Annotated in this window: 18 protein-coding genes, 1 pseudogene and 1 riboswitch; of the genes and pseudogenes, 4 read left to right on the top strand and 15 right to left on the bottom strand. The window is 60.6% G+C overall.

All coding sequences use genetic code 11. From position 1 onward, the window contains the following. Window positions 1-22 precede the first annotated feature (22 nt). The 9 genes from xylF to ACRQ1B_RS23815 form a co-directional block, all read right to left on the bottom strand. On the bottom strand, window positions 23-1030 hold the full coding sequence (gene xylF, locus ACRQ1B_RS23855) for a D-xylose ABC transporter substrate-binding protein (RefSeq protein ID WP_432296624.1): 1008 nt from the start codon (window positions 1028-1030) through the stop codon (window positions 23-25). Window positions 1031-1477: 447 nt separating this feature from the next. Continuing rightward, entirely contained in the window at window positions 1478-2230 is a 753-nt protein-coding gene (gene tpiA, locus ACRQ1B_RS23850; RefSeq protein WP_432296623.1) for a triose-phosphate isomerase, read from the bottom strand. 5 nt (window positions 2231-2235) lie between these two features. Further along, the gene (locus ACRQ1B_RS23845) at window positions 2236-3012 is read right to left on the bottom strand and encodes an SDR family oxidoreductase (protein ID WP_432296799.1); all 777 of its coding nucleotides are present in this window, start codon (window positions 3010-3012) and stop codon (window positions 2236-2238) included. A gap of 9 nt (window positions 3013-3021) precedes the next feature. Next, window positions 3022-4533, bottom strand: coding sequence for a sugar ABC transporter ATP-binding protein (locus ACRQ1B_RS23840; RefSeq protein WP_432296622.1), 1512 nt, complete (start codon window positions 4531-4533; stop codon window positions 3022-3024). A gap of 62 nt (window positions 4534-4595) precedes the next feature. Next, a complete protein-coding gene (locus ACRQ1B_RS23835; protein WP_432296621.1) occupies window positions 4596-5522 on the bottom strand; it encodes a substrate-binding domain-containing protein in 927 nt (308 codons plus the stop codon). Between the two features lie 92 nt (window positions 5523-5614). After that, window positions 5615-6595 (bottom strand): ABC transporter permease, encoded by a 981-nt coding sequence (locus ACRQ1B_RS23830; protein WP_432296620.1) that lies wholly within the window; start codon window positions 6593-6595, stop codon window positions 5615-5617. Window positions 6596-6641: 46 nt separating this feature from the next. Beyond that, window positions 6642-8159 carry an FGGY family carbohydrate kinase gene (locus ACRQ1B_RS23825; protein WP_432296619.1) on the bottom strand — a complete coding sequence of 506 codons (1518 nt, stop codon included), beginning with the start codon at window positions 8157-8159 and terminating at the stop codon, window positions 6642-6644. 3 nt (window positions 8160-8162) lie between these two features. Continuing rightward, the gene (locus tag ACRQ1B_RS23820; protein ID WP_432296618.1) at window positions 8163-9119 is read right to left on the bottom strand and encodes a transketolase family protein; all 957 of its coding nucleotides are present in this window, start codon (window positions 9117-9119) and stop codon (window positions 8163-8165) included. Further along, window positions 9119-9934 carry a transketolase gene (locus tag ACRQ1B_RS23815; protein WP_432296798.1) on the bottom strand — a complete coding sequence of 272 codons (816 nt, stop codon included), beginning with the start codon at window positions 9932-9934 and terminating at the stop codon, window positions 9119-9121. Before ACRQ1B_RS23815 ends, ACRQ1B_RS23820 begins: the two co-directional genes overlap by 1 nt. 348 nt (window positions 9935-10282) lie before the next feature. Here ACRQ1B_RS23815 and ACRQ1B_RS23810 point away from each other — a divergent pair, with 348 nt between their 5' ends. The 3 genes from ACRQ1B_RS23810 to ribB all read left to right on the top strand — a co-directional run bounded on the left by ACRQ1B_RS23810 (window position 10283) and on the right by ribB (window position 13046). After that, window positions 10283-11239 carry a sugar-binding transcriptional regulator gene (locus ACRQ1B_RS23810; RefSeq protein WP_432296617.1) on the top strand — a complete coding sequence of 319 codons (957 nt, stop codon included), beginning with the start codon at window positions 10283-10285 and terminating at the stop codon, window positions 11237-11239. Window positions 11240-11264: 25 nt separating this feature from the next. Beyond that, the gene (locus ACRQ1B_RS23805; RefSeq protein ID WP_432296616.1) at window positions 11265-12047 is read left to right on the top strand and encodes a glucose 1-dehydrogenase; all 783 of its coding nucleotides are present in this window, start codon (window positions 11265-11267) and stop codon (window positions 12045-12047) included. A gap of 99 nt (window positions 12048-12146) precedes the next feature. Further along, a riboswitch (FMN riboswitch) is annotated at window positions 12147-12292 on the top strand. Window positions 12293-12416: 124 nt separating this feature from the next. Next, window positions 12417-13046 (top strand): 3,4-dihydroxy-2-butanone-4-phosphate synthase, encoded by a 630-nt coding sequence (ribB, locus tag ACRQ1B_RS23800; RefSeq protein ID WP_432296615.1) that lies wholly within the window; start codon window positions 12417-12419, stop codon window positions 13044-13046. An 86-nt stretch (window positions 13047-13132) separates the two neighbouring features. On the opposite strand, the pseudogene ACRQ1B_RS23795 reads toward ribB, so the two are convergent. After that, window positions 13133-13954 (bottom strand): annotated as a pseudogene (locus ACRQ1B_RS23795) (dihydrodipicolinate synthase family protein). Between the two features lie 225 nt (window positions 13955-14179). Between ACRQ1B_RS23795 and ACRQ1B_RS23790 the strand changes: the two are divergent. Continuing rightward, window positions 14180-14989, top strand: coding sequence for a RibD family protein (locus ACRQ1B_RS23790; protein ID WP_432296614.1), 810 nt, complete (start codon window positions 14180-14182; stop codon window positions 14987-14989). A 10-nt stretch (window positions 14990-14999) separates the two neighbouring features. Here ACRQ1B_RS23790 and ACRQ1B_RS23785 read toward each other — a convergent pair whose 3' ends face one another. The 5 genes from ACRQ1B_RS23785 to mdoH are packed head-to-tail and all read right to left on the bottom strand — an operon-like array spanning window position 15000 to window position 20038. Next, window positions 15000-15785 carry a class I SAM-dependent methyltransferase gene (locus tag ACRQ1B_RS23785; RefSeq protein WP_432296613.1) on the bottom strand — a complete coding sequence of 262 codons (786 nt, stop codon included), beginning with the start codon at window positions 15783-15785 and terminating at the stop codon, window positions 15000-15002. Beyond that, window positions 15782-16843 carry a glycosyltransferase family 4 protein gene (locus ACRQ1B_RS23780; RefSeq protein ID WP_432296612.1) on the bottom strand — a complete coding sequence of 354 codons (1062 nt, stop codon included), beginning with the start codon at window positions 16841-16843 and terminating at the stop codon, window positions 15782-15784. Before ACRQ1B_RS23780 ends, ACRQ1B_RS23785 begins: the two co-directional genes overlap by 4 nt. Further along, window positions 16840-17238: a 6-pyruvoyl trahydropterin synthase family protein gene (locus tag ACRQ1B_RS23775; protein ID WP_432296611.1), complete on the bottom strand. Its 399-nt coding sequence runs from the start codon at window positions 17236-17238 to the stop codon at window positions 16840-16842. Before ACRQ1B_RS23775 ends, ACRQ1B_RS23780 begins: the two co-directional genes overlap by 4 nt. Window positions 17239-17258: 20 nt before the next feature. Then, window positions 17259-18236: a zinc-dependent alcohol dehydrogenase gene (locus ACRQ1B_RS23770; RefSeq protein ID WP_432296610.1), complete on the bottom strand. Its 978-nt coding sequence runs from the start codon at window positions 18234-18236 to the stop codon at window positions 17259-17261. Beyond that, complete coding sequence (gene mdoH / locus ACRQ1B_RS23765; RefSeq protein ID WP_432296609.1) at window positions 18233-20038, bottom strand: glucans biosynthesis glucosyltransferase MdoH; 1806 nt, start codon at window positions 20036-20038, stop codon at window positions 18233-18235. Before mdoH ends, ACRQ1B_RS23770 begins: the two co-directional genes overlap by 4 nt. Window positions 20039-20311 lie beyond the last annotated feature (273 nt).

Genomic DNA, 20311 nt, shown 5'->3' with positions numbered 1-20311 from the left:
GCTCCGGGGCCAACCGGCCGGATTATTTCAGGCCGATCTGTTCCTTGGTGTAGAAGCCGTCCTTGACGTAGATATCGATGTTTTCCTTGGTGACGGCGGTGGGCGTCAGCAACATCGTATCGACTTCCTTGGTGCCGTTGTTGATCTTCGAGGTGAAGGCCGGCTTTTCGCCCTTGACCATCTGCACCGTCAGCTTGGCGGCTTCCGAGGCGATCAGCTTCAGCGGCTTGTAGACGGTGACGGTCTGCGTGCCATCGAGCACGCGCTTGACGGCGGCAAGGTCGGAATCCTGACCGGAAACGGCAGTCTTGCCGGCAAGGCCCTGTGCCGCCAGCGCCTGGATGGCGCCACCGGCGGTGCCGTCATTGGACGCCACAACCGCATCGATCTTGTTGTCGGCAGCCGTCAGCGCATTTTCCATGATGGAGAGCGCTTCGGTCGGGCTCCATTCCTTGACCCATTGCGAGCCGACGATTTTTACCTTGCCGGAATCGACGGCGGCTTTCAGTGCCTTTTCCTGACCGGCGCGCAGATATTTTGCGTTATTGTCGGTCGGGGATCCGCCGAGCAGGTAATAATTGCCTTCCGGCTTCACCTTCAGCACGTTTTCCGCCTGCATGAAGCCGACGCGCTCGTTGTCGAACGAGATATAGGCATCGACATCGGCATTGAGGATCAGCCGGTCATAGGACAGGACCTTGATGCCGGATGCCTTGGCATCGGCCACGACCGCATCGAAAACCTTCGAGTTCATCGGGACGATGACGATGGCATCGACACCCTGTGCGATCAGGTTCTCGACCTGCTTGACCTGCTTTTCCTCATTGCCATCGGCCGACTGAACGCTGACCTTGGCGCCCAGCTGCTCGGCCGCAGCGATAAAGTAATCGCGGTCGCGGACCCAGCGCTCGACGCGCAGGTCGTCAATCGAAAAGCCGATGACCGGCTTGTCGGGCGACGCGCTGGCTGTGCCGGCGAATGCGCCGACCGCAAGGCTGATGGCCGCGCATGTGAACAGAAGCTTCTTCATATCCTACCCTCCTCTAGACGCCCGCCGTGATTGGCGTGCTCCCAACGTTCATGCCGATGGACATGTGCGCTACAGATCGCACCTGCCGATCGGCATTCGTTGTCTCCCGGAAGCGGCTTGCGCCACCTCAAGCGACCACCACGAATGCGGCCGGTCACTCTCCTCTTGTGAAGAGTGATACGACGACTCTCGATGGTTGCAAAGAGTTTTTGACTTACGTACCTCACGTGCGAGCGTATGCCGCAGGCCAGGTGGGTCGTAAATCTGCGAATCCGGCGGGAAGCGTTTGGAAGGTGGGGACGGGAATTCGCAAGCGCCGGCAGATATTTGGGCGGCGTTGCTCAGCCCACCGGCGAGACCGCATCCGGGCATTCCGGCCTCGGCAAAAATTCAAATCACATGTGGAAAATTGGGTGCCGCAGCCATCGCGCGGCACCCGTAAAATCGTCAGAATGCGTTGACGATCGCCAGAAAATCGCTGGCCTTGAGGCTGGCACCACCGACAAGCGCGCCGTTGACGTCTTCGATGCGGGCAATCTCGGCAGCATTGTCGGGCTTTACCGAACCACCGTAAAGGATGCGCATGCCCTTCCCTTCTTCACCCAGCAGATCAATCAGCGAGGTGCGGATGAAGGCATGCAGACCGGCAATATTCTCGATGCTCGGCGTGCGACCGGTACCGATGGCCCAAACGGGTTCATAGGCGATGACCACCGACGCTGATGTGGAGCCGGCGGGAACGGATTCCTGCAACTGCCGCAGCAGCACGTCCTGCGTGGCGCCTTTCAGCATTTCCTCTTCGGTCTCGCCGATGCAGATGATCGCCTGCAGACCGGCTTCGATGACACGTTCGGCCTTGCGCTTCACATCCGCATCGGTTTCGCTGCGTCCCTGCCGACGTTCGGAATGGCCAACGATGACGGCGCGGCCGCCACTATCGGCGACCATGGCCGCCGACACGTCACCGGTATAGGCACCGTGAGTTTCGCTGCTGCAATCCTGCGCACCGATGGCAAGCGCCTTTCCGGCCACCTTTGCGCTGGAAGCCGCGAGCAGTGTCGCCGGTGGGCAGATGAGCGTATCGAGGCGTTGACTGTGTGCCTCGGCTCCTTCGGCGATAAGGGCGAGTTCGGAAAGCGAGGCAGCAAGCCCGTTCATCTTCCAGTTTCCCGCGATCAGCGGGCGTATCTGCTGTGTCATGGCAGTTACCAGGCGGTGAAGCCGCCATCGACCAGAAGGTCATGGCCGGTGATGAAGGATGCGGCGGCGCTGGAGAGGAACACGGCCGGACCAACCATTTCATCGACGGTAGCGATGCGTGCCATCGGCGTTTCATTGGCAAAAATCTTCAGCTGGTCGGCGACTTCCGGGCGCTTATTCATCGGCGACAGCGTGTAACCGGGGCTGATGGCGTTGACGCGCAGGCCCTTTTCCACCCATTCCATGGCAAGGCTCTTGGAAAGGTGGATCACACCGGCCTTCGACGTGTTGTAATGCGCCTGCGACAGACCACGATTGACGATCGAGCCGGACATTGAGGCGATATTGACGATCGAACCCTTGCCGCGCGGCAGCATGACGCGTGCCTGCGCCTGGCAGGAGAGGAAGACGCCGGTGAGATTGACGTCCATCATCTGCTGCCAGCGTTCGCGCGGCATATCCTCGGCCGGCATGGCGTTGGCAATGCCGGCCGAGTTGACCGCCACCGTGAGTGCGCCTAGCTCCTTTTCGGCGCCTTCAACGGCTGCGGCCAAATGTTTCTCGTCGGAAACGCTGCCTTCAAAAACAAAACCCTTGCGGCCATGCGCCTTCACCGCATCCAGCGTTTCGGCAAGGCCCTTGGGCGACAGATCGAACAGCGCCACATCGGCACCGGCTTCCGCCAGACCGATGGCAATCGCCTGACCGATGCCGCTGCCGGCACCGGTGACAAAAGCAACATCGCCGGCGAGAGAAAAGAGCTTCATCACAGTCTCCTGAATTTCATAATATTAGGCGGTTGCCCGCTCCATGACGGCGTGGCGCGTGGCGTCAGCGCCGGAAAGGATGCCCTGGTTGCGGCCGCGGGCCATGACCAGAACCTTGTGGGACAGGCCCAGAACCTCATCGAGGTCGGAGCTGACGACGATGACGGCCATGCCCTGTTTGGCGAGCTCGGCGATCACGTCGTAGATGGCGGAACGCGCGCCGACATCGATGCCGCGGGTCGGTTCATCGAGGATGACGACCTTCGGTCCGGCCGAAATGGCGCGGGCAATGACGATCTTCTGCTGGTTGCCGCCGGAGAGTTCGTTGGCGCGCTGGTCGGCGCTGCCTTTGATGCCGAACCGCTTGATGGCGGTTGTGGCAAAGTTGCGGATTTCGGTGGGCGTGACCCAGCTGCGCGGCGTGATGCGCGGGTAATTGCCGAGCGCGATATTGTTGCCGATCGTGTGGTCGAGCACGAGCCCCTGCAGCTTGCGATCTTCCGGCACCAGCGCAATGCCGGCCGCCATGGCGTCGGCCGGGCTTTTGAGTGTCAGAACCTTTCCATCAACGGTGACGGAACCGGTTTTCACCGGATCGGCACCGGCAATAGCGCGCACCAGTTCGGTGCGGCCCGCGCCGACGATGCCGGCAATGCCCATGACTTCGCCTGATGACACCGTGAAGCTGACATCGTGAAAATCGCCTTCGGCGGACGAGAGGTTCTTCACTTCGATCAGCGGCTTGTGGGTGGGGGCCGGCAGATGTGGAAAAATGCGGTCGAGCTGGCGGCCAACCATGGCTTCCACCAGATTGGACACCGGCACCTTGGCGCTGTCGAAATTCGCCACCAGTTCGCCGTCACGCATGACGATGACGCGGTCGGCGATGCGCGCGATCTCTTCGAGGCGATGCGAGATATAGATGAAGGACACGCCTTCGTTTTTCAGCCGTTCGATCTGTTCGAACAGCTTGTCTGTTTCTTCGCCGCCGAGTGCCGCCGTCGGCTCGTCGAGAATGAGGAAACGGGCGTTTAGCGTCAGCGCCTTGGCGATTTCCACCTGCTGCTGGGCGGCGACGCGCAGATATTTGACCTTGGTGGCGGGAGACACATTGAGGCCGAGGCGCTTCAGCTGCTCGTCGGCACGGCGATACATTTCGAAATTGTCGACACGGCCGGAGCGGGTCGGCAGACGGCCGACAAAGATGTTTTCGGCGATCGACAGTTCGGGAAGAAGGCGCATTTCCTGATGGATGAGGCCGAGACCGGCATTCAGCGCATCAGACGGGGTTGCCGGGGAATAGGCTGCGCCCTGCCACTGCATCGTGCCGTCGGTCGGGGTGACGAGGCCTGCGATGATCGAGGACAGGGTCGACTTGCCGGCGCCGTTCTCACCCAGAAGCGCCACGACCTCACCGCGCTTGATGTCGAAGCTGACATTCTTGAGTACGGTGATCTTGCCATAGGTTTTCGACAGGTTGCGAACCGACAGAATGGTTTCGCCCGCGTTTTCGGCGCTGTGGTTTTCAGTAGGCATGTCGGCCTCCTTTCCGAGCATGGGATCTGCGCCCCGGAGAAGACCGGGGCGCAGAGTTTCGATCAGGGATGTTCCTTGATGAAGGCTTCGGCATTGTCTGCCGTGGTCAGAGTTGCAGGCTGCAGCTGTTCTGCCGGCGGCTTTTCGCCCTTGATCAGTTCGAGAGCGGACTTCAGTGCCAGACGGCCCATGCCTTGAGTCTGCTGGGTCATGGTGGCCTTCAGCGTGCCGGCCTTGACGGCTTCGAGACCGGCGCGGTCACCGTCGAAACCGACGATGATGGCATCCGAAACGCCGCCGACCTTGGCAGCCTGTGCGGCACCGAGAGCAAGCGCATCGGCGCGGCCGAAGAAGATGTTGATCGTCGGGTTACGCTGCAGCATGTCCTGGGCGATGGCAAAACCTTCGTCCTGCATCCAGGCGTTGGATGCCTGACGGCCGGCTTCGGTGATGCCCGGGCATGCCTTCATGGCTTCGGCAAAACCCTTGTCGCGATCCTGCTCCGGCGTGGTGCCGAGCTGGCCCTGGATGACGGCGAGCGTGCCCTTGCCGCCGGAAACCTTGCAGACATAATCGCCGAGTTCCTTGGCAGCGGCAACGCTGTCGGTGGCGATGAACGTATCGCCCGGTGCGCCTTCCGGGTTACGGTCCACGGTGACGACCGGGATATTGGCTTCCTTGGCGGCCTTGACCGGAACGGTTGCGGCAGTCGCGCCGGCCGGGATGTAGATCAGCGCCTTGACCTGGCGGGTGATCAGATCCTGGATCTGGCTGACCTGCGTGGCGCTATCGCCCTTGGCGTCGACGGTGACGACTTCGATGCCCTGTTCCTTGGCGGCTTTTTCGACCGATTCCTTGATCTGGTTGAAGAAGTCGGCCTGCAGGTTGGCGACGGCAAGGCCGATCGTCACCTTTTCCTGGGCGTTGGCGGCGAAAGCCATGGCCGAGAAGGCGACGGTGGCTGCGAGCATACGGAAAGTCTTCGTCATGTGTTCCTCCACTGAATTGACGACAATTTCTATGGTCTGCTTAAGGTCTGCTGGGTATGCGAGAACTGAGGAGCACCCTCCCCCGGTGCCGGTTATCTCCTCTTTCTTCCGAGCGTGTCGAAGGTAACGGCAGCGGCGATCACGACGCCGATCAGCACCTGCTGAATGAAGGGCGAGACACCGAGAAGGTTGAGACCGTTACGCAGGACACCGATGATGAAGACGCCGACGACAGTGCCGAAGATCGAGCCGACGCCGCCCGAAAGCGAGGCGCCACCGATCACGACAGCTGCGATCGTGTCGAGTTCGTAACCAAGACCTGCACTGGGCTGCGAGCTGTCGAGGCGGGCAGCGAAGGCAACGGCGGCAAGGCCGGCCAGCGCGCCGCTCAAGGCGTAGACGATGCAGGTATTGAGATTGACGTTGATGCCGGCAAGGCGCGCCACTTCCGGGTTGCCGCCGATGGCAAACAGGTTACGGCCGGCCGGGCGGTATTTCAGAATGATGGCAGCAATGATCGCCAGCACGATGAAGGTGGCCACCGTCATCGACAGGAAGCCGAACTGGCGAACCGTGGCAAGGGAGGTGAACCAGTCAGGATAACCGACGATCTGCTTGCCTTCGGTAAGAATGTTGGCAAGGCCACGGGTGACCGACATGACCGCCAGCGTGGCGATAAAGGGCGGCAGTTTGGCAACGGTGATCAGCAGGCCGGAGACCAGACCGCAGATTGCTCCGGTGCCGATACCGACCACGATCGCCAGTTCCAGCGGCAGGCCCATCTGCCGTTGCATGACCCCCATCATCATCATCGAAAACGCCAGCACCGAACCGACCGACAGGTCGATACCACCGATGACGATGACCAGCGTCATGCCGATGGCGAGAATGCCGAGCACCGTCACCTGATCGAGGATGTTGAGGCCGTTTCTGGCCGACAGGAAAAATTCCGAGGTCAGCGAAAAGAAGACGCACAACAGGATGAGGCCGACCAGCGGTCCCGACATCTTCTTCACGAAGGACATGCTGATGACACCGCTCTTCGGCGCAACCTGTTCCGTGATCTCACTCATATAAGCCTCCCTGTCGCGCACCTTCTCCTGTGACGCGATCGTTATTTCAGTAGGTTGCCGAACGCTCCGCCTTGCGGGGTTCGGACCGTTCGTGCACGGACAGGCCGCGCGAGCGCGCCACCATCCGTCGCCATTCCAATCGCTGGCGCTGACGGGCGAGATCGTCCATCTGCGGGGTGAAGACATTACCTTCACGCGGCAATGCCGCGAGATCGTCCAGCGTCCAGATACCGGCGCCGAGACCAGCCAGATGCGCGGCACCCATGGCCGAAAGCTCGGCCGTCTGCGGACGCACGACCGGTACGCCGGCCAAATCCGTTTCCAGCTGCATCAGCAGCTCGTTTTTGGTCGGACCGCCATCGACATACAGCTGATCGACCTTGAGGCCGGAGACCAGAACACGGTCGAGGACATCGACGATCTGGTGAGCGATGGAATCCACCGCCGCCCGCGCCACCTGCGCCCGCGAGGTGCCAAGTGCCACGCCGCCGATAATGCCCACTGCATTGGCATCCCAATAGGGAGCGCCAAGGCCGCCGAAGGCCGGAACGATGGTGACGCCGTTGCTGTCCGTGACACTGGCCGCAAGCGTTGCGAGGTCAGCGGTGCTGATGCCCAAAAAGTCCGCCAGCCAGACGAGGGTCGATCCAACCGAGCGGATATTGCCCTCGAAGGCATAGGCGATGTCATCCACCTGCCACGCAATCGTGCGGCAGACGCCGAGATCGATTTGGTCGGCCGGGACCGAACTGTCATAGAGGCCCATTACCGACGAGCCGGTGCCCTGCGTGGCCTTCACCTTGCCGGGCTGGAAAGCGCCGTGGGCAAAGAGAGCCGCATGGCTGTCTGCAAGGACAGCGGTAACAGGCGTGCCGTCGGCAAGCGGTGCGATGCCGCTGACCTTTGCGAAATCGTATCGCGACGGCACGACGCGCGGAAGGGAAGCCCGCGGAATGTTGAACAGCGCCAGAAGGTCGGCGTCGTAATCGCCCTTCTCCAGATCGACGAGCTGCATGCGCGAGGCATTGCCGATTTCGACCACATGCTCGCCGCCGAGGCGAGCGATCAGGTAGCTGTCGATCGTGCCGACACAGATCTCGCCGGCTTTGGCGCGCGAGCGGTCGGGATCGACGCGATCGAGCAGCCACTGCGCCTTGACGGCGGAAAACATCGGATCGAGCGGCAGGCCGGTTCTTGCCCGGATCATCCGCTGCGTTGTTTCCGGCACGGCTTCGCAGAGGCTCAGCGTGCGCTGGTCCTGCCAGGACAGAAGCGGCGACAATGGTTTGCCGGAGCTACGTTCCCACAGCAGGCAGCTTTCACGCTGCGTCGAAAAACCGATGGCGACGATATCGCCCGCAATTTCGGGCGACACCGCTTCACGAATGGCGGCCAGCACGCTTTGCCAGATTTCTTCGGCATCCTGCTCGACCCAGCCCGGCTGGGGCGTCGACAGGCCGAGCGGATGCTGGCCGCGGGCAACAACCTTGCTGTCGCGATCGACGAGCAGGGCTTTTGTCGAGCCCGTACCCTGATCGATGGCGAGGACGAAGGGGCCACTCATGGCTCAGCCCACCAGCTTGCGGGCAGCATCTGCAATGCCCTTGGCGGTCAGACCAAAATGCTCGAGCAGAAAGTCGTTGGAGCCGGTCGGCGCAAAGCTGGTAACGCCGAGGAATTTTGCGCGTGCCGGATGGTTTTCGGCAAGAGTGGTGGCGACGGCGGCACCGAGACCACCTTCGAGCACGCCTTCTTCGGCGACAACAAGACCCTTGGTTTCCTTGGCGGCCTTGATGATGGTTTCGGCATCAAGCGGCTTGATGGTTGAAACGTTCAGGACGCGAGCGGAAATGCCTTCGGCGGCGAGAATGGCCTGCGCTTCGAGCGCGCGGGAGACCAGCGTGCCGGTGGCGACGAGCGCGACATCCTTGCCATCGCCGGTGACGTCGATCTTGCCGAAGGTGAAGGCGGTTTCGCGATCAGCCGGGGTAACCGAAGGCACTTTGTGGCGACCGACGCGCATATAGATCGGGCGACCGGATTTGACGGCCCAATCCATGGCGGCCTTGGTCTGTTCCGGATCGGCCGGCACGAGCACGTCGAGATTGTCGATCGCCCGCATCCAGCTGATGTCTTCAATCGAGTGGTGGGTCGGACCCAACTCACCGTAAGCCATGCCCGGGCTCATGGCGCAGAGCACGATACCGTAGTTGGAATAGGCAACGTCGGCCTTGACCTGTTCGGTGGCGCGACCGGACAGGAATGGACCTGCGGCGCAAACGAACGGAATGAAACCGCCATTGGCGAGACCGGCGGCAACGCCGACCATGTTCTGTTCGGCAATGCCGACATTGATCAGGCGATCCGGGAAGCGGTCACGGAAAGCGTTGAGATTGCTGGAACCAACCGAGTCGTTGCAGACGGCAACGATACGCGGATCGGCTTCGGCGAGGGCGATCAGCTTTTCGGAAAAAGCGACGCGGCAATCGAAGGTTTCGTTGGACACACTGCTATGGGCGTTCATCAGGCAAGTTCCTTCAATGCGAGTTCGACCTGCTCCTTGGACGGAACCTTGTGATGCCATTCGACACGGTCCTCGATGAACGAGACACCCTTGCCCTTGAGCGTGTTGGCGATCACGGCGAGCGGCTTGCCGTTGCGGTTCTGCGTAAAGGTTTTCAGCAGTGCTGCGGTATCATTGCCGTCGATTTCGGCGACTTCCCAGCCGAATGAAGCCCATTTGTCGGCGAGCGGGTCAAGCGAGGCGGTGTCTTCGGTGCGCGCGCCCTGCTGCAGACGGTTGCGGTCGACGATGACAACCAGATTGTCGAGCTTGCGGTGGGCTGCGGTCATGGCCGCTTCCCAGTTGGAGCCTTCCTGCAATTCGCCGTCGCCGGTGAAAACAAAAGTCTGCCAGTTCTTGCCCGACAGTTTGGAGGCAACAGCCGAGCCGACACCGATCGGAAGACCGTGGCCGAGCGGACCGGTATTGGCTTCGACGCCCTTCACCTTGAGACGGTTGGGGTGACCGTTGAGCTTCGAAAGCGGCTTCATGAAGGTTTCGAGGTCTTCGACCGGGAAAAAGCCGCGCAGAGCCAGAACCGAATAAAGCGCCGCCGCACAGTGGCCCTTGGACAGAATGAGACGGTCGCGGCCCGGATCGTCAGCCGTTTCCGGCGAGATGTTGAGGACGCCGAATGCGGCCGTCACCAGCGCATCCGTCACCGACAGATCGCCGCCGATATGGCCGGCGCGGGCAGCGTCGATCATCTGCACGACGAGGCGGCGGACCTGCTTGGCAACGAGCTTGAGCTGTTCGGCGCGCTCGCTTTCCGGCAGGCCGCGGATCGCCGCGACGTCGAGCGGCTTGTTGTCTGGCCAGACTGAGATGGTCACGGCGTCTCCTCCTGTTTTTCCTCCGCATGAATATTTATTCACGCTTGATTTAATATTCATGATACGGCAGGATTAACCCATGTCAAGCGTGGTTCTGAAAATTCCAAAACGGTCGGGAGCGGGAAGCGGATGCTTCGCGACCACGTCATTCATGCTTGAAAATCTGCAGTTGCAGCCGGCAATCGCACAGCCTGCATTCCAATGGCGGCGTTTATTTCCTATGCCTCGCACACGCGTCGGACGGCCCGCTGAGGTTGAGTCTCACGCATATGAGACAGGAGCCAGCCGCCCATGAGCCGCACCAACGAACTGCGCATGATCACGCGCGTCGCCCAGATGTATCATCTCGAAGGATTGAAGCAGAGCGACATATCCGAGCTGCTGCGAATTTCGCAGGCATCCGTCTCGCGGCTTTTGAAACGGGCGGAATCGGAAGGCATCGTGCGCGTTTCGATTGTCGCCCCCAGCGGCACCTATCCGGATCTCGAAGCCGCCATCCGCGAAAAATTCGGCATCAGCGAAGTCATCGTCGCCGATTGCCGCGAGGACAATGACGACGCGGTGTTTTCCGCCATCGGCATTGCCGCCGCCCACCTGCTGGAACAGACGCTGGAGGATGGCGATGTGATCGGCGTGTCCAGCTGGAGCGCGACGCTGCAGCAGATGCTGGATAACATCCATCCGATCAAACGGGTGCGCGCCGAACGTGTGATCCAGCTTCTCGGCGGCATCGGCGTACCGAGCGCGCAGATCCATGCCACGCAACTGACGACGAGGCTGGCGCATCTGATCAATGGCGAACCGCAGCTTCTGCCCGCCCCTTGCGTGACCGGCTCGCCGGAGTCCAAGCGCATTCTCGTCTCTGACCCGCAGGTGAAGGCGACGGTGGACCAGTTCAAGCGTGTGACCACCGCCTTTGTCGGCATCGGCGCGATGGCCCCTTCGCAGAACCTCATCTATTCCGGCAACACGTTTACGCAAGCCGAACTGGAAGAACTGGCCAGTCGCGGCGCGGTCGGTGACATCTGTCTCCGGTTCTACACCGCCGACGGCGAGCCGCTGGCCGGCGAAATCTACGAGCGTGTCGTCGGCATGACTTTGGAAGAATTGCGGGCCGTGCCCCGCGTGATCGGCACTGCCGGCGGCAAGCGCAAGACGGCGGCCATCGCCGGCGCGCTGCGCGGCAAGCTGATCGACGTCCTCATCACCGACCGCTTCACGGCGGAACGGTTGAGCGAATTCACCTAGAAGCAAACCATATCAGGGAGGTCCCATGTCACGCTTCACCAACAAGACCGTCGTCATCACCGGCGCAAGCCGCGGTATCGGCGCTGCCATCGCCAAACGTTTTGCCCGCGAAGGCGCCAATCTCGTCGTTTCGGCGAACGAGGAATCGGTGCATGCCGTGGCCGAGCAGATCCGCGCCGATGGCGGCAAGGCGATCTCCTTCGTCGGCGACGTGACGGACAAGGCAAGCGTGGTGGCTCTTTATGACGCGGCGGAAAAGGAATTCGGCTCGGTCGACGTGTCGATCCAGAATGCCGGCGTCATCACCATCGCCAAGATCGAGGACATGACCGAAAACGAATGGGACAAGGTCATGGCCGTCAACACCAAGGGCGTGTTCCTCTGCGCCCAGGAAGCGATTGCCCGCATCCGCAAGCATGGCAAGGGCGGCCGCATCATCAACACCGCCTCCGGCCAGGCCCGCGACGGTTTTATCTACACGCCGCATTATGCCGCGTCCAAGATGGGCGTGGTCGGCATCACCCAGAGCCTTGCCAAGGAAGTGGCGACCGACAACATCACCGTCAACGCCTTTTGCCCCGGCATTATCGAAACCGACATGTGGGCCTACAATGATGAAGTCTGGGGCAAGCTGCTGGGCGATTACGCGCCGGGCGAGTTGATGAAGGAATGGGTGCAGGGCATTCCGATGAAGCGCGCCGGTTCCGGTGAGGATGTTGCCGGTCTCGTCACCTTCCTCGCCAGCGATGATGCCGCCTATATCACCGGCCAGACGATCAATGTCGATGGTGGCCTGATCATGTCGTAATACGCTATTCGAACGGTCCGTTCACCGGAGCGGGCCGTTCGAATGCACAAAATGCGAGGTTATGCCCTTGCAATTTGCTCAATTAAGAACTTATGTTTGGAATGTTCTCAGGGCGGGGTGCAATTCCCCACCGGCGGTATCGGAAGCAATTCCGGAGCCCGCGAGCGCCTTCAAGCAATTGAAGGGTCAGCAGATCCGGTGAGATGCCGGAGCCGACGGTATAGTCCGGATGGAAGAGGACAATGCGAAGACCACCCTTCAACGGGTGTGCGACGCTTGTTCGCCCAAGGGATGTTTGTGTCCGTTTTCTAAAGAAACGGCCACGAGTTTGGTGTCGGTTCGCCGGCATAACCCTTGAAAGGCTTGGAAATGACCATTTCGAAAATTGAAGATGCGATCGAAGCTATCCGCCGCGGCGAGATGGTTGTTGTCGTTGACAACGAGGATCGCGAAAACGAAGGTGATCTCGTCATCGCGGCCGATGCTGCGGAGTCGAAGGATATCGCCTTCATGATGAACCATGCCCGCGGCCTCGTCTGCATGGCCATGGAGGGTGAGCGTCTCGACGAACTCGACATTCCGCTGATGGTGGCGCGCAACACCGAGTCGCTGAAGACCGCCTTCACCGTATCGGTCGACTACATTCCCGGCACCACGACCGGCATTTCCGCCGCAGACCGCTCCGCGACCGTGCGTGCGCTGGCGGCAGGCGATGCGAAGCCGGATGATTTTGCCCGTCCCGGCCATATCTTTCCACTGCGCGCGCATCCAGAAGGCGTTCGTGCCCGTCCGGGCCACACTGAAGCCGCCGTCGAATTGGCACGTCTCGCCGGCCGCGCGCCTTCGGGCGTGATCTGTGAAGTCGCTAATGACGACGGTACGATGTCGCGTCTGCCGCAGCTGGAAGTTTTTGCCGAAAAGCACGGCCTTCTGGTCGTCACCATCGAAGACCTGATCGAGTACCTCAACACGACCGCAAAGGTCGATGTTGCCGCCTGACCGGCAATCGACGACGGACACAAAAACGGCCGCCCGGACTGGAACGGCCGTTTTTTTTTCGCTCAGACGTCGGCGCGCTTGTCGTGTCATGCGACACGCGAAAGGAGATAATCGACTTCCGCGCGTGCGGCAGACGTCAACATTTGCGCCGGCTTGCGCTGAGCATCCGAACGGATGACGCCACGGCGTTTCAGGACATGCTTGCGTACGGCAAGTCCGATGCCAAGCTGCTGTTCGTAACGGATCAGCGGCAGATGGGCATCGAACAGGTCATGCGCCTCATCCCGCTTGCCCTCGGCACACAGTGAAACCAGTTCGGTCAGCATGTCGGGAAAACCGTAACCGGTCATGGCGCCGTCGGCACCGCGTTCGGGTTCGAAATCCAGAAACATGCCACCATTGCCGCAGAGGATGGAGAACGGCCGCAATTCGCCCGCCTTCTGCATCGCCCGCAGTTTCGAGATCTTTTCCAGCCCCGGCCAGTCCTCGTGCTTCAACATCAGGCAGGACGAGTGATTGCTGATGATTTGTGCAATGACACCCGGCGAAATAATTGATGATCTGGTCATCCGTGCGAAGCGCCGGCGTCGGCGCGACCATCACGCCTGCTGCCCCCATATCCATCGAGGTGCGGCAAGGGATTTCATCGCCGCGAATCCCGGCGCCGATACGCCAACGATGATCGGCACTTTGGCGCGGGAGACGACACGTTTGATAATGGCACGGCTTTCCTCCGGCTCCAGTTTCGGAGCCTCGCCCATGATGCCAAGAATGGTGATGCCGGTGCAGCCGCTGTCCAGATAAAAATCGGTCAAACTGTCGATGGAATCGAAATCGATGGAACCGTCTTCAAAAAACGGCGTGGTCGCGATCGCATAAACACCCTTGGAGTCGACGCTGAATGTCATTCTGGTTCTCTCAACAATTGCCAGGCTGAAGAGGTAGGCAGAGTTCCTCCCTGTCGGTAATTAGACGTTGGCAAAGAGGTCTCCGTCGATACCGATGACAGACGTCCGGGTCTCATTCTCCTGCCTGACAATCTCGTGAGGCATGGTTGAGAGGAACATTTTGCGCCTCATATGCTTTTCGCAGGAGACAAGCCTTCAGAAACCTGCCTGCGCGAAAGATCGATCATGTTTCAAGCCACCCGCCCCTGCCAGAAATCGTGGGAAACGCTGCTCTCGATCCGTGAGCGCAACGTTGCACCGCTTCATGCGGACGAGAATGACGCGGTCGCGCTTTACCTGCCGATTGCGCGGCGAACCGGCAGGCCGATGGTGCTGGCGCAGGTCGGCCAATCGCTTGACGGGCGCGTGGCGACCGTGGATGGCGACGCGCGAGACCTTTCAGGGCAGGATGGTTTTGACCATCTCCACCGCATTCGCGCACTGGCGGATGCGGTGATTGTCGGCGTCGGCTGCGTGCTGGCCGACGATCCGCGGCTGACGGTTCGCAATGTCAGCGGGCCGAACCCGGTGCGCATCGCCATCGATCCGAACGGCCGCATTCCGCACGGCTTCAAGCTCCTGGACGGGCAGTCGAAAACCGTCATCATCCAGGCCGATGACCAGCGGGCGCGCACCGATGTTGAAACGATTTCGTTACCGCGCAATCAGAATGGCCTGCTGGAGCCGGCGGATATTCTGGATGCTCTTGTTGCACGCGGCCTGACCAATATCCTGATCGAGGGCGGCGCGACCACGATCGAGCATTTTCTCTGTCACGACCTCGTCGATCGACTGCATGTCTGTATTGCACCGATCATCGTCGGTTCGGGCCTGCCGGGCCTCAGCCTGCCACCGATCAAGGCGCTGTCTCAGGCGCTGCGGCCGAAAGTGACCGCCTACAACCTTGGAAGCGACGTGCTGTTCGATTGCGACCTGCGGACAAGTGCCGTGGAGCAGTGCGATCATGGCAGCGAAGCAATGGTGGCTGTTCCTTAAAGCCCGCGCTCTACCGGCGAGCGAACATGTCCCAATGCCCGACTTCGCATCCGGATGTACTGATCAGGTCGATCCGTTGCCTGCGCCAGTCCTCGATATCGGCTTGATCCAGAAGACGTGTCTCCGCAGCGGCTGTGGCCATGCCGGTGATGAACCGGGTTTGCAGTTCCGCATGTTCGATACCCAGCCGCCATGGGCTGTCGGCCATCTCCACGCGAAAACCTGATGTTTCAAGCAACTGGCACAATACGCCACAGGCATCGGGACCGAGCGCCGGACCAAAACCCTTTTCACCACGCTGATGGCTGTTGAATGCTTCGACTATCACCTGATCCGCAGGGTGAGGATCGGACCAGACACAGCGGCCGTCGTAGTTGAGGGCCGTATAGAGGGCAGCATTTGGAGAAACCAGCGACTTCACCAGCCCCTGAAGAAACGCCGTCGAAACAAGATCGAACAAGGCCGACGCGGTGATCAACTGGGCCGTGCTCACATCCTCGGGAGAGAGTTTGGCAAGATCAATCTGCACGCATTCAAGGCTCGGAAGCTGCATATGGCGTTCGCGCGCTTCGGCGAGTAACGCCGGATCATTGTCCAGCAATCGCCAGCGCCAGCGGCCGGACGCCGGAAAGAACGCGCGTACGGTCGATCCCGTACCGCATCCCAGATCGACGACCATTGCATCGTTGCCGGCTGCGTCGGCATGTGCGATCGCCTGTCGTAAGAGCCTGGCATCCCGCGCCGCATGGTCCGCTTCCTCACGCAGGTCGAGCCAGCGTGTTTCAAATCCGCTCATAAGATACCTTCCAGAAAATCGGACAGGGTTTTGGCCGTTCTTGGCCAGTCGGGCAAACGTCGGCCGGTGGCAAGCGATCCGTTGGCCAAAGTCTGCCGTTGCGCCGCATCGTCCATCAGTCGCGCCAATGCATGCGCGAACGCCGTAGCATCACCCGGGTCGACAAGGATACCCGCGCGCGGATCGACCAGATCGGGGATGGCGCCGCCATGGCAGCCGACGATCGGCAGGCCACGCACCATGGCTTCGGCGAAAGCCATGCCAAAACCCTCGTAGTGACTGGCAAGTGCGAAAATATCGGCACGGTCATATTCAGCCGCGACATTAAAAACAGCGCCGGTCACAACAATACGTTCCGACAAGCCAAGCTCATCGATCTGTCGACGCAGAGCCTCGGCAGACTTCATGTCCATCTTGTCACTGCCGACAATGCGGCATTGCCAGGGACGATCGGCGAGAAGAGCGAGCGCCGCCACCAGTGTCTTGTGATCCTTGCGCGTCGTCAGCGAACCTACCGACAGGATCATCGGTTCATCGCCTCCACGGCCCTGAGCCGGCGGCGCCTGTTCGGTACCCGGTATGGCAACACAAATGTGGTCTTCGGCACATTCGAAATCCGCAACGAGCGTGCGTGCCGTCGCCGGGCTTGTAACCACGACGCCACGTGTCGTCCTTAGTGCCGCCGTCTCGCTTTCCTTCAGCTTTTCCGCCACATCGACCGAAACGCCCGTTTCGAGCGCCAGCGGATGGTGAACGAGCGCGACCAGTCGCAACCGTTTTGCCTCCACCTCGGCAATCCCGGGCATCGCGCCGAAGGCAAGTCCATCAACGACAACGAGGCTGTCATCCGGCAGGGCCGCCAGTTGTGCAGCCGTCGTTTCAAGCTCCGCCTCAGTCGGAGCGGGAAAACCGCCAGGCAATTCCAGATGATCGACCACCCAGCCCAGCGCCTGCAACTCGTCCATCATGCGGCGGTCGTAACCGTAACCACCACTCATCGTCTGAAGATCGCCGGGTATGGCGAAAACCAGATGGCGCTGCGAAACGGTGCCGGTCAAACCGCGGCCTCATACCAGGCGCGCGCCACGTGGCTTTCGTGCAGGGTGATCTTCATCCGCTTGATACGCGCGCCACCTGGACCGAGATCCCCCGCCTGAATGCGCCCGCGCAACTGATCGAAAACATGCTTGGCAAGCACTTCCGTCGTGGTGACCTTGCCTTTGAAGATAGCGAGGTCATCGAGGTTCTGATAGTTCAAGGGCGCAATGGTTTCCTTCAGCACCGTCGTCGCCAGCCCGATATCGACGCCCAACCCATCCTCATCCAGATCCTCGGTCATGAAGGCGGCATCGACCACGAAGGTGGCCCCATGCATGCCCTGCGCCGGACCGAAGACGGGACGCGGCAGGCTATGAGCAATCATCATGTGGTCGCGAACTTCGACAGCAAACATTTTCAAACTTTCCCTTGGGTTCAACGATAACGGATGCGGTGGCAGAGCGTGCCGGCATCAGCAAGAATTTTTGCGTAATCTTCGGCAAGGCTTCCGAATGCGGTTTCGCCGGAGAACAGTCCGTCGAGACGCTCGTCGGCCAGCAGTTCAAGTGCCTTTTCCATGCGACGCGTTAGCGGCCATCGGGCGCGGCGGTGATGCGGCACATGGCCGACCTGCGACCCGACAATCGACAGGCGCTGACTATGAAAACGGCCACCAAGCGACACCTCCGGCATGCGGTCGCCATACCAGGACATTTCGACGATCCGCGCCTCAAAGCCAGCAAGGGCGACGGATGTTGCCAGACCGGCAGCGCTGGCTGATGTATGGATGACGACATCGCTGCCACCCGCAATCGCCTCTGCAGCGCTGGGCGGTGAGAAACGGCAACCGAATTTCTCCACCAGAACAGCGCGGCCGTCATTCACATCGACAACAGTAACATTCGTACCGGGAATTTTCGCAGCCAGAAATGCGACCAGCAGGCCGACCAGACCGCCGCCGACGATCACCACCTTGTCCCCCGGCAGGATAGCCGCATCCCATACGCCATTCAGCGCCGTTTCCATATTGGCGGCTAAGACGGCGCGCGGCGTCGATACGATATCAGGCACCCGGATGGCCATGGCCGCTGGAGCGTGAAAGACATCCTGATGCGGATGCAGGCAAAAGACCGTCTCGCCGATCCGCTCGGCCGGGCCTTCCTCGATCGTACCGACAACGGCGTAACCGTATTTCACCGGAAACGGAAAATGGCCTTCCTGAAGCGGTGCCCGCATCGTTTGGTATTCACCCGTCGGCACAGCGCCATTCGCGACCAAGGCTTCCGTGCCGCGGCTGATAGCACCGAACAGGCTTGTGATCCGCACATCGTCTTCACGCAATGGACCGAGCGCGGTCTCGCGCAGTGTTGCCTGGTTCTTTCCGGTCAGCCAGAGTGCGTGGGTCATCGTCATGCGCGCCCATCCGCCGGAGCTTCATCGACGGCAATGTCGCGGCGGCTCCGATGACGGGCGACGGGCCTGCGCCAGCGACGAGCGCGATCAGGCACTAGGCGGCTCAACACACGCGGCAAATGTCCTTCCTCAGGAATGGCAAACAGGCCGAGCCTTGTCGTCCAGCGCCCGAAGGCTGCAGAGGCCGTGAACATCGTGAAAGGAATAGCAAAACAGAGACCGGCAATCACCGGCAACGTCCACAGCACCCCGATCCAACCGACGCCGAGAAAAATCGTCACCGCCAGCGAAACGCCGATAACGGTCTGCACGCCCATCGCCTTCACGGCAGAGGAAAAAACAACGCCCAACCGTTCGCGGTTCTGACCGCTCCATGTGACAGACCGCCCGAAAAGGAGGCCGATCAAAAAGATCGACACGTAAACCGCCATGATCGGCGCCATCAACATCGAGGCCAGCACTTCGATGATGGACGACATGCCGAAACGCAAAAAACCGCCGTAACTTCTGACGGCACCGCGGGTCAGCAGCACATCGAGCATGCCGGCGAGTTTCGGTGCAATGGAGAGGAAAAAGATCGAGAAGAACAGCCACAGCCCAAGCTGCAGATAAGTGGCATCAAAACCGGACGAGGCACCTTTCCACGTGGCGGCAAATGTCGCCAGAAGCCAGGCCGGCGGCGCCATATACATCAAAATCGCCTGCAGAACCTGAAAACGGCTGATCGGCTTCAGGCCTGGCTCGAACAGGAAACGCCAGTATTGCATATTGCCTTGGCACCAGCGCAGATCACGCTTGGCAAAATCCGGAAGCGTCGGTGGGTTGGCTTCGAAACTGCGGGTTTCGATGGGCAGAACGCGCACCTCGTAACCGCCTCGCCGCATGAAAGCGGCTTCGAGCTGGTCGTGACTGAGGATATGGCCGCCGAGCGGCGGTGAGCCGGGCAGAACCGGAAGCTCGCAATGGCCAAGGAAAGCGGAGGTGCGGATCAGGGCATTATGCCCCCAATAGGCACCGCAATCGGCATTCCACCAAGCCGACCCCATGGTGAAAGAGCGCATCCCATGCCGCATGCCGAACTGGAACATGCGGGCAAAGCCGCTTTCCGCCGGCATGCCGACCACCAGCGTCTGAAGAATGCCGATCTCCGGCCGCGCCTCCATGGCCGCTGCCAGACGGGTGACAATCTCGCCGGACATGACACTATCGGAATCGAGCGGCAGGAAAAAATCGTAGTCGCGGCCATATTCCTCAAGGAAATCGAGAATATTGCCGGCCTTGAAACCGGCATTGACCTGCCGGCGACGGTAGACGGGGACATTGGCTCCATCCTCGACAAGACCCGCCGCAAATCGGGCAAATTCCGCCTCTTCGGCTGCTGCAATGCGCGTATCGGATGTGTCGCTGAGAACAAAAAAACGAAAATGCCGTTCAAGCCCTGTCGATCGCAGGCTGCGCGCCATTGCGTCCAGGTGCGTAAAGACCGGACGTGGATCCTCATTGCGCAGAAAGATCGTCAGCGCGGTTTGTGATCTCAGTGTTTTTGGCTGAGTGCCGTGCCCCTGCGGATAAAATGGATAGACGCTTCGGGCGGGATTTCCGGGACCATGCAGCAATGTCAGGCCGATGACGGCATTCCAGAAACCGAGGACCGTCCATGGCGTTGCAATCAGAAAACCCAGCAACATGATGGCCTCGGCACCACTGATGCCACCGGGCGACAGGATGCGAAAAACCAGGAAACCGAGAGTACTGATCGTTGCGAGATTGAGGAAGAGCACGATGCGGCGGCGCCATGCCACAGGCAAACCTGCATAATCAAGGGCCGAGCTTTTGTGTAAACCCAAAGGCTCCTGCTCAAGCCGTTCATTCTGCGCGGCAATATTCGTGGGGCCGCTTTGCAAATCCATGGAAATTTCGCTTTCGCTTGTCTGCTTACCTACAGGCAACTAGGCAGTACCCACGACCTGACAAGCCGCAAAAACGATCGATTACGCAACTGTGTAGAACGCTGACGGACATCATCGCTTCCAATCACCGCGACAACGGCATCAAGGTGACTAAGCATCAGAAAA

Source organism: Endobacterium panacihumi, from assembly GCF_050847465.1.
Lineage (GTDB): Bacteria > Pseudomonadota > Alphaproteobacteria > Rhizobiales > Rhizobiaceae > Neorhizobium > Neorhizobium panacihumi.
Note: the sequence above shows the minus strand (reverse complement) of the source record. Positions and strands in the feature narration are given on the sequence as shown.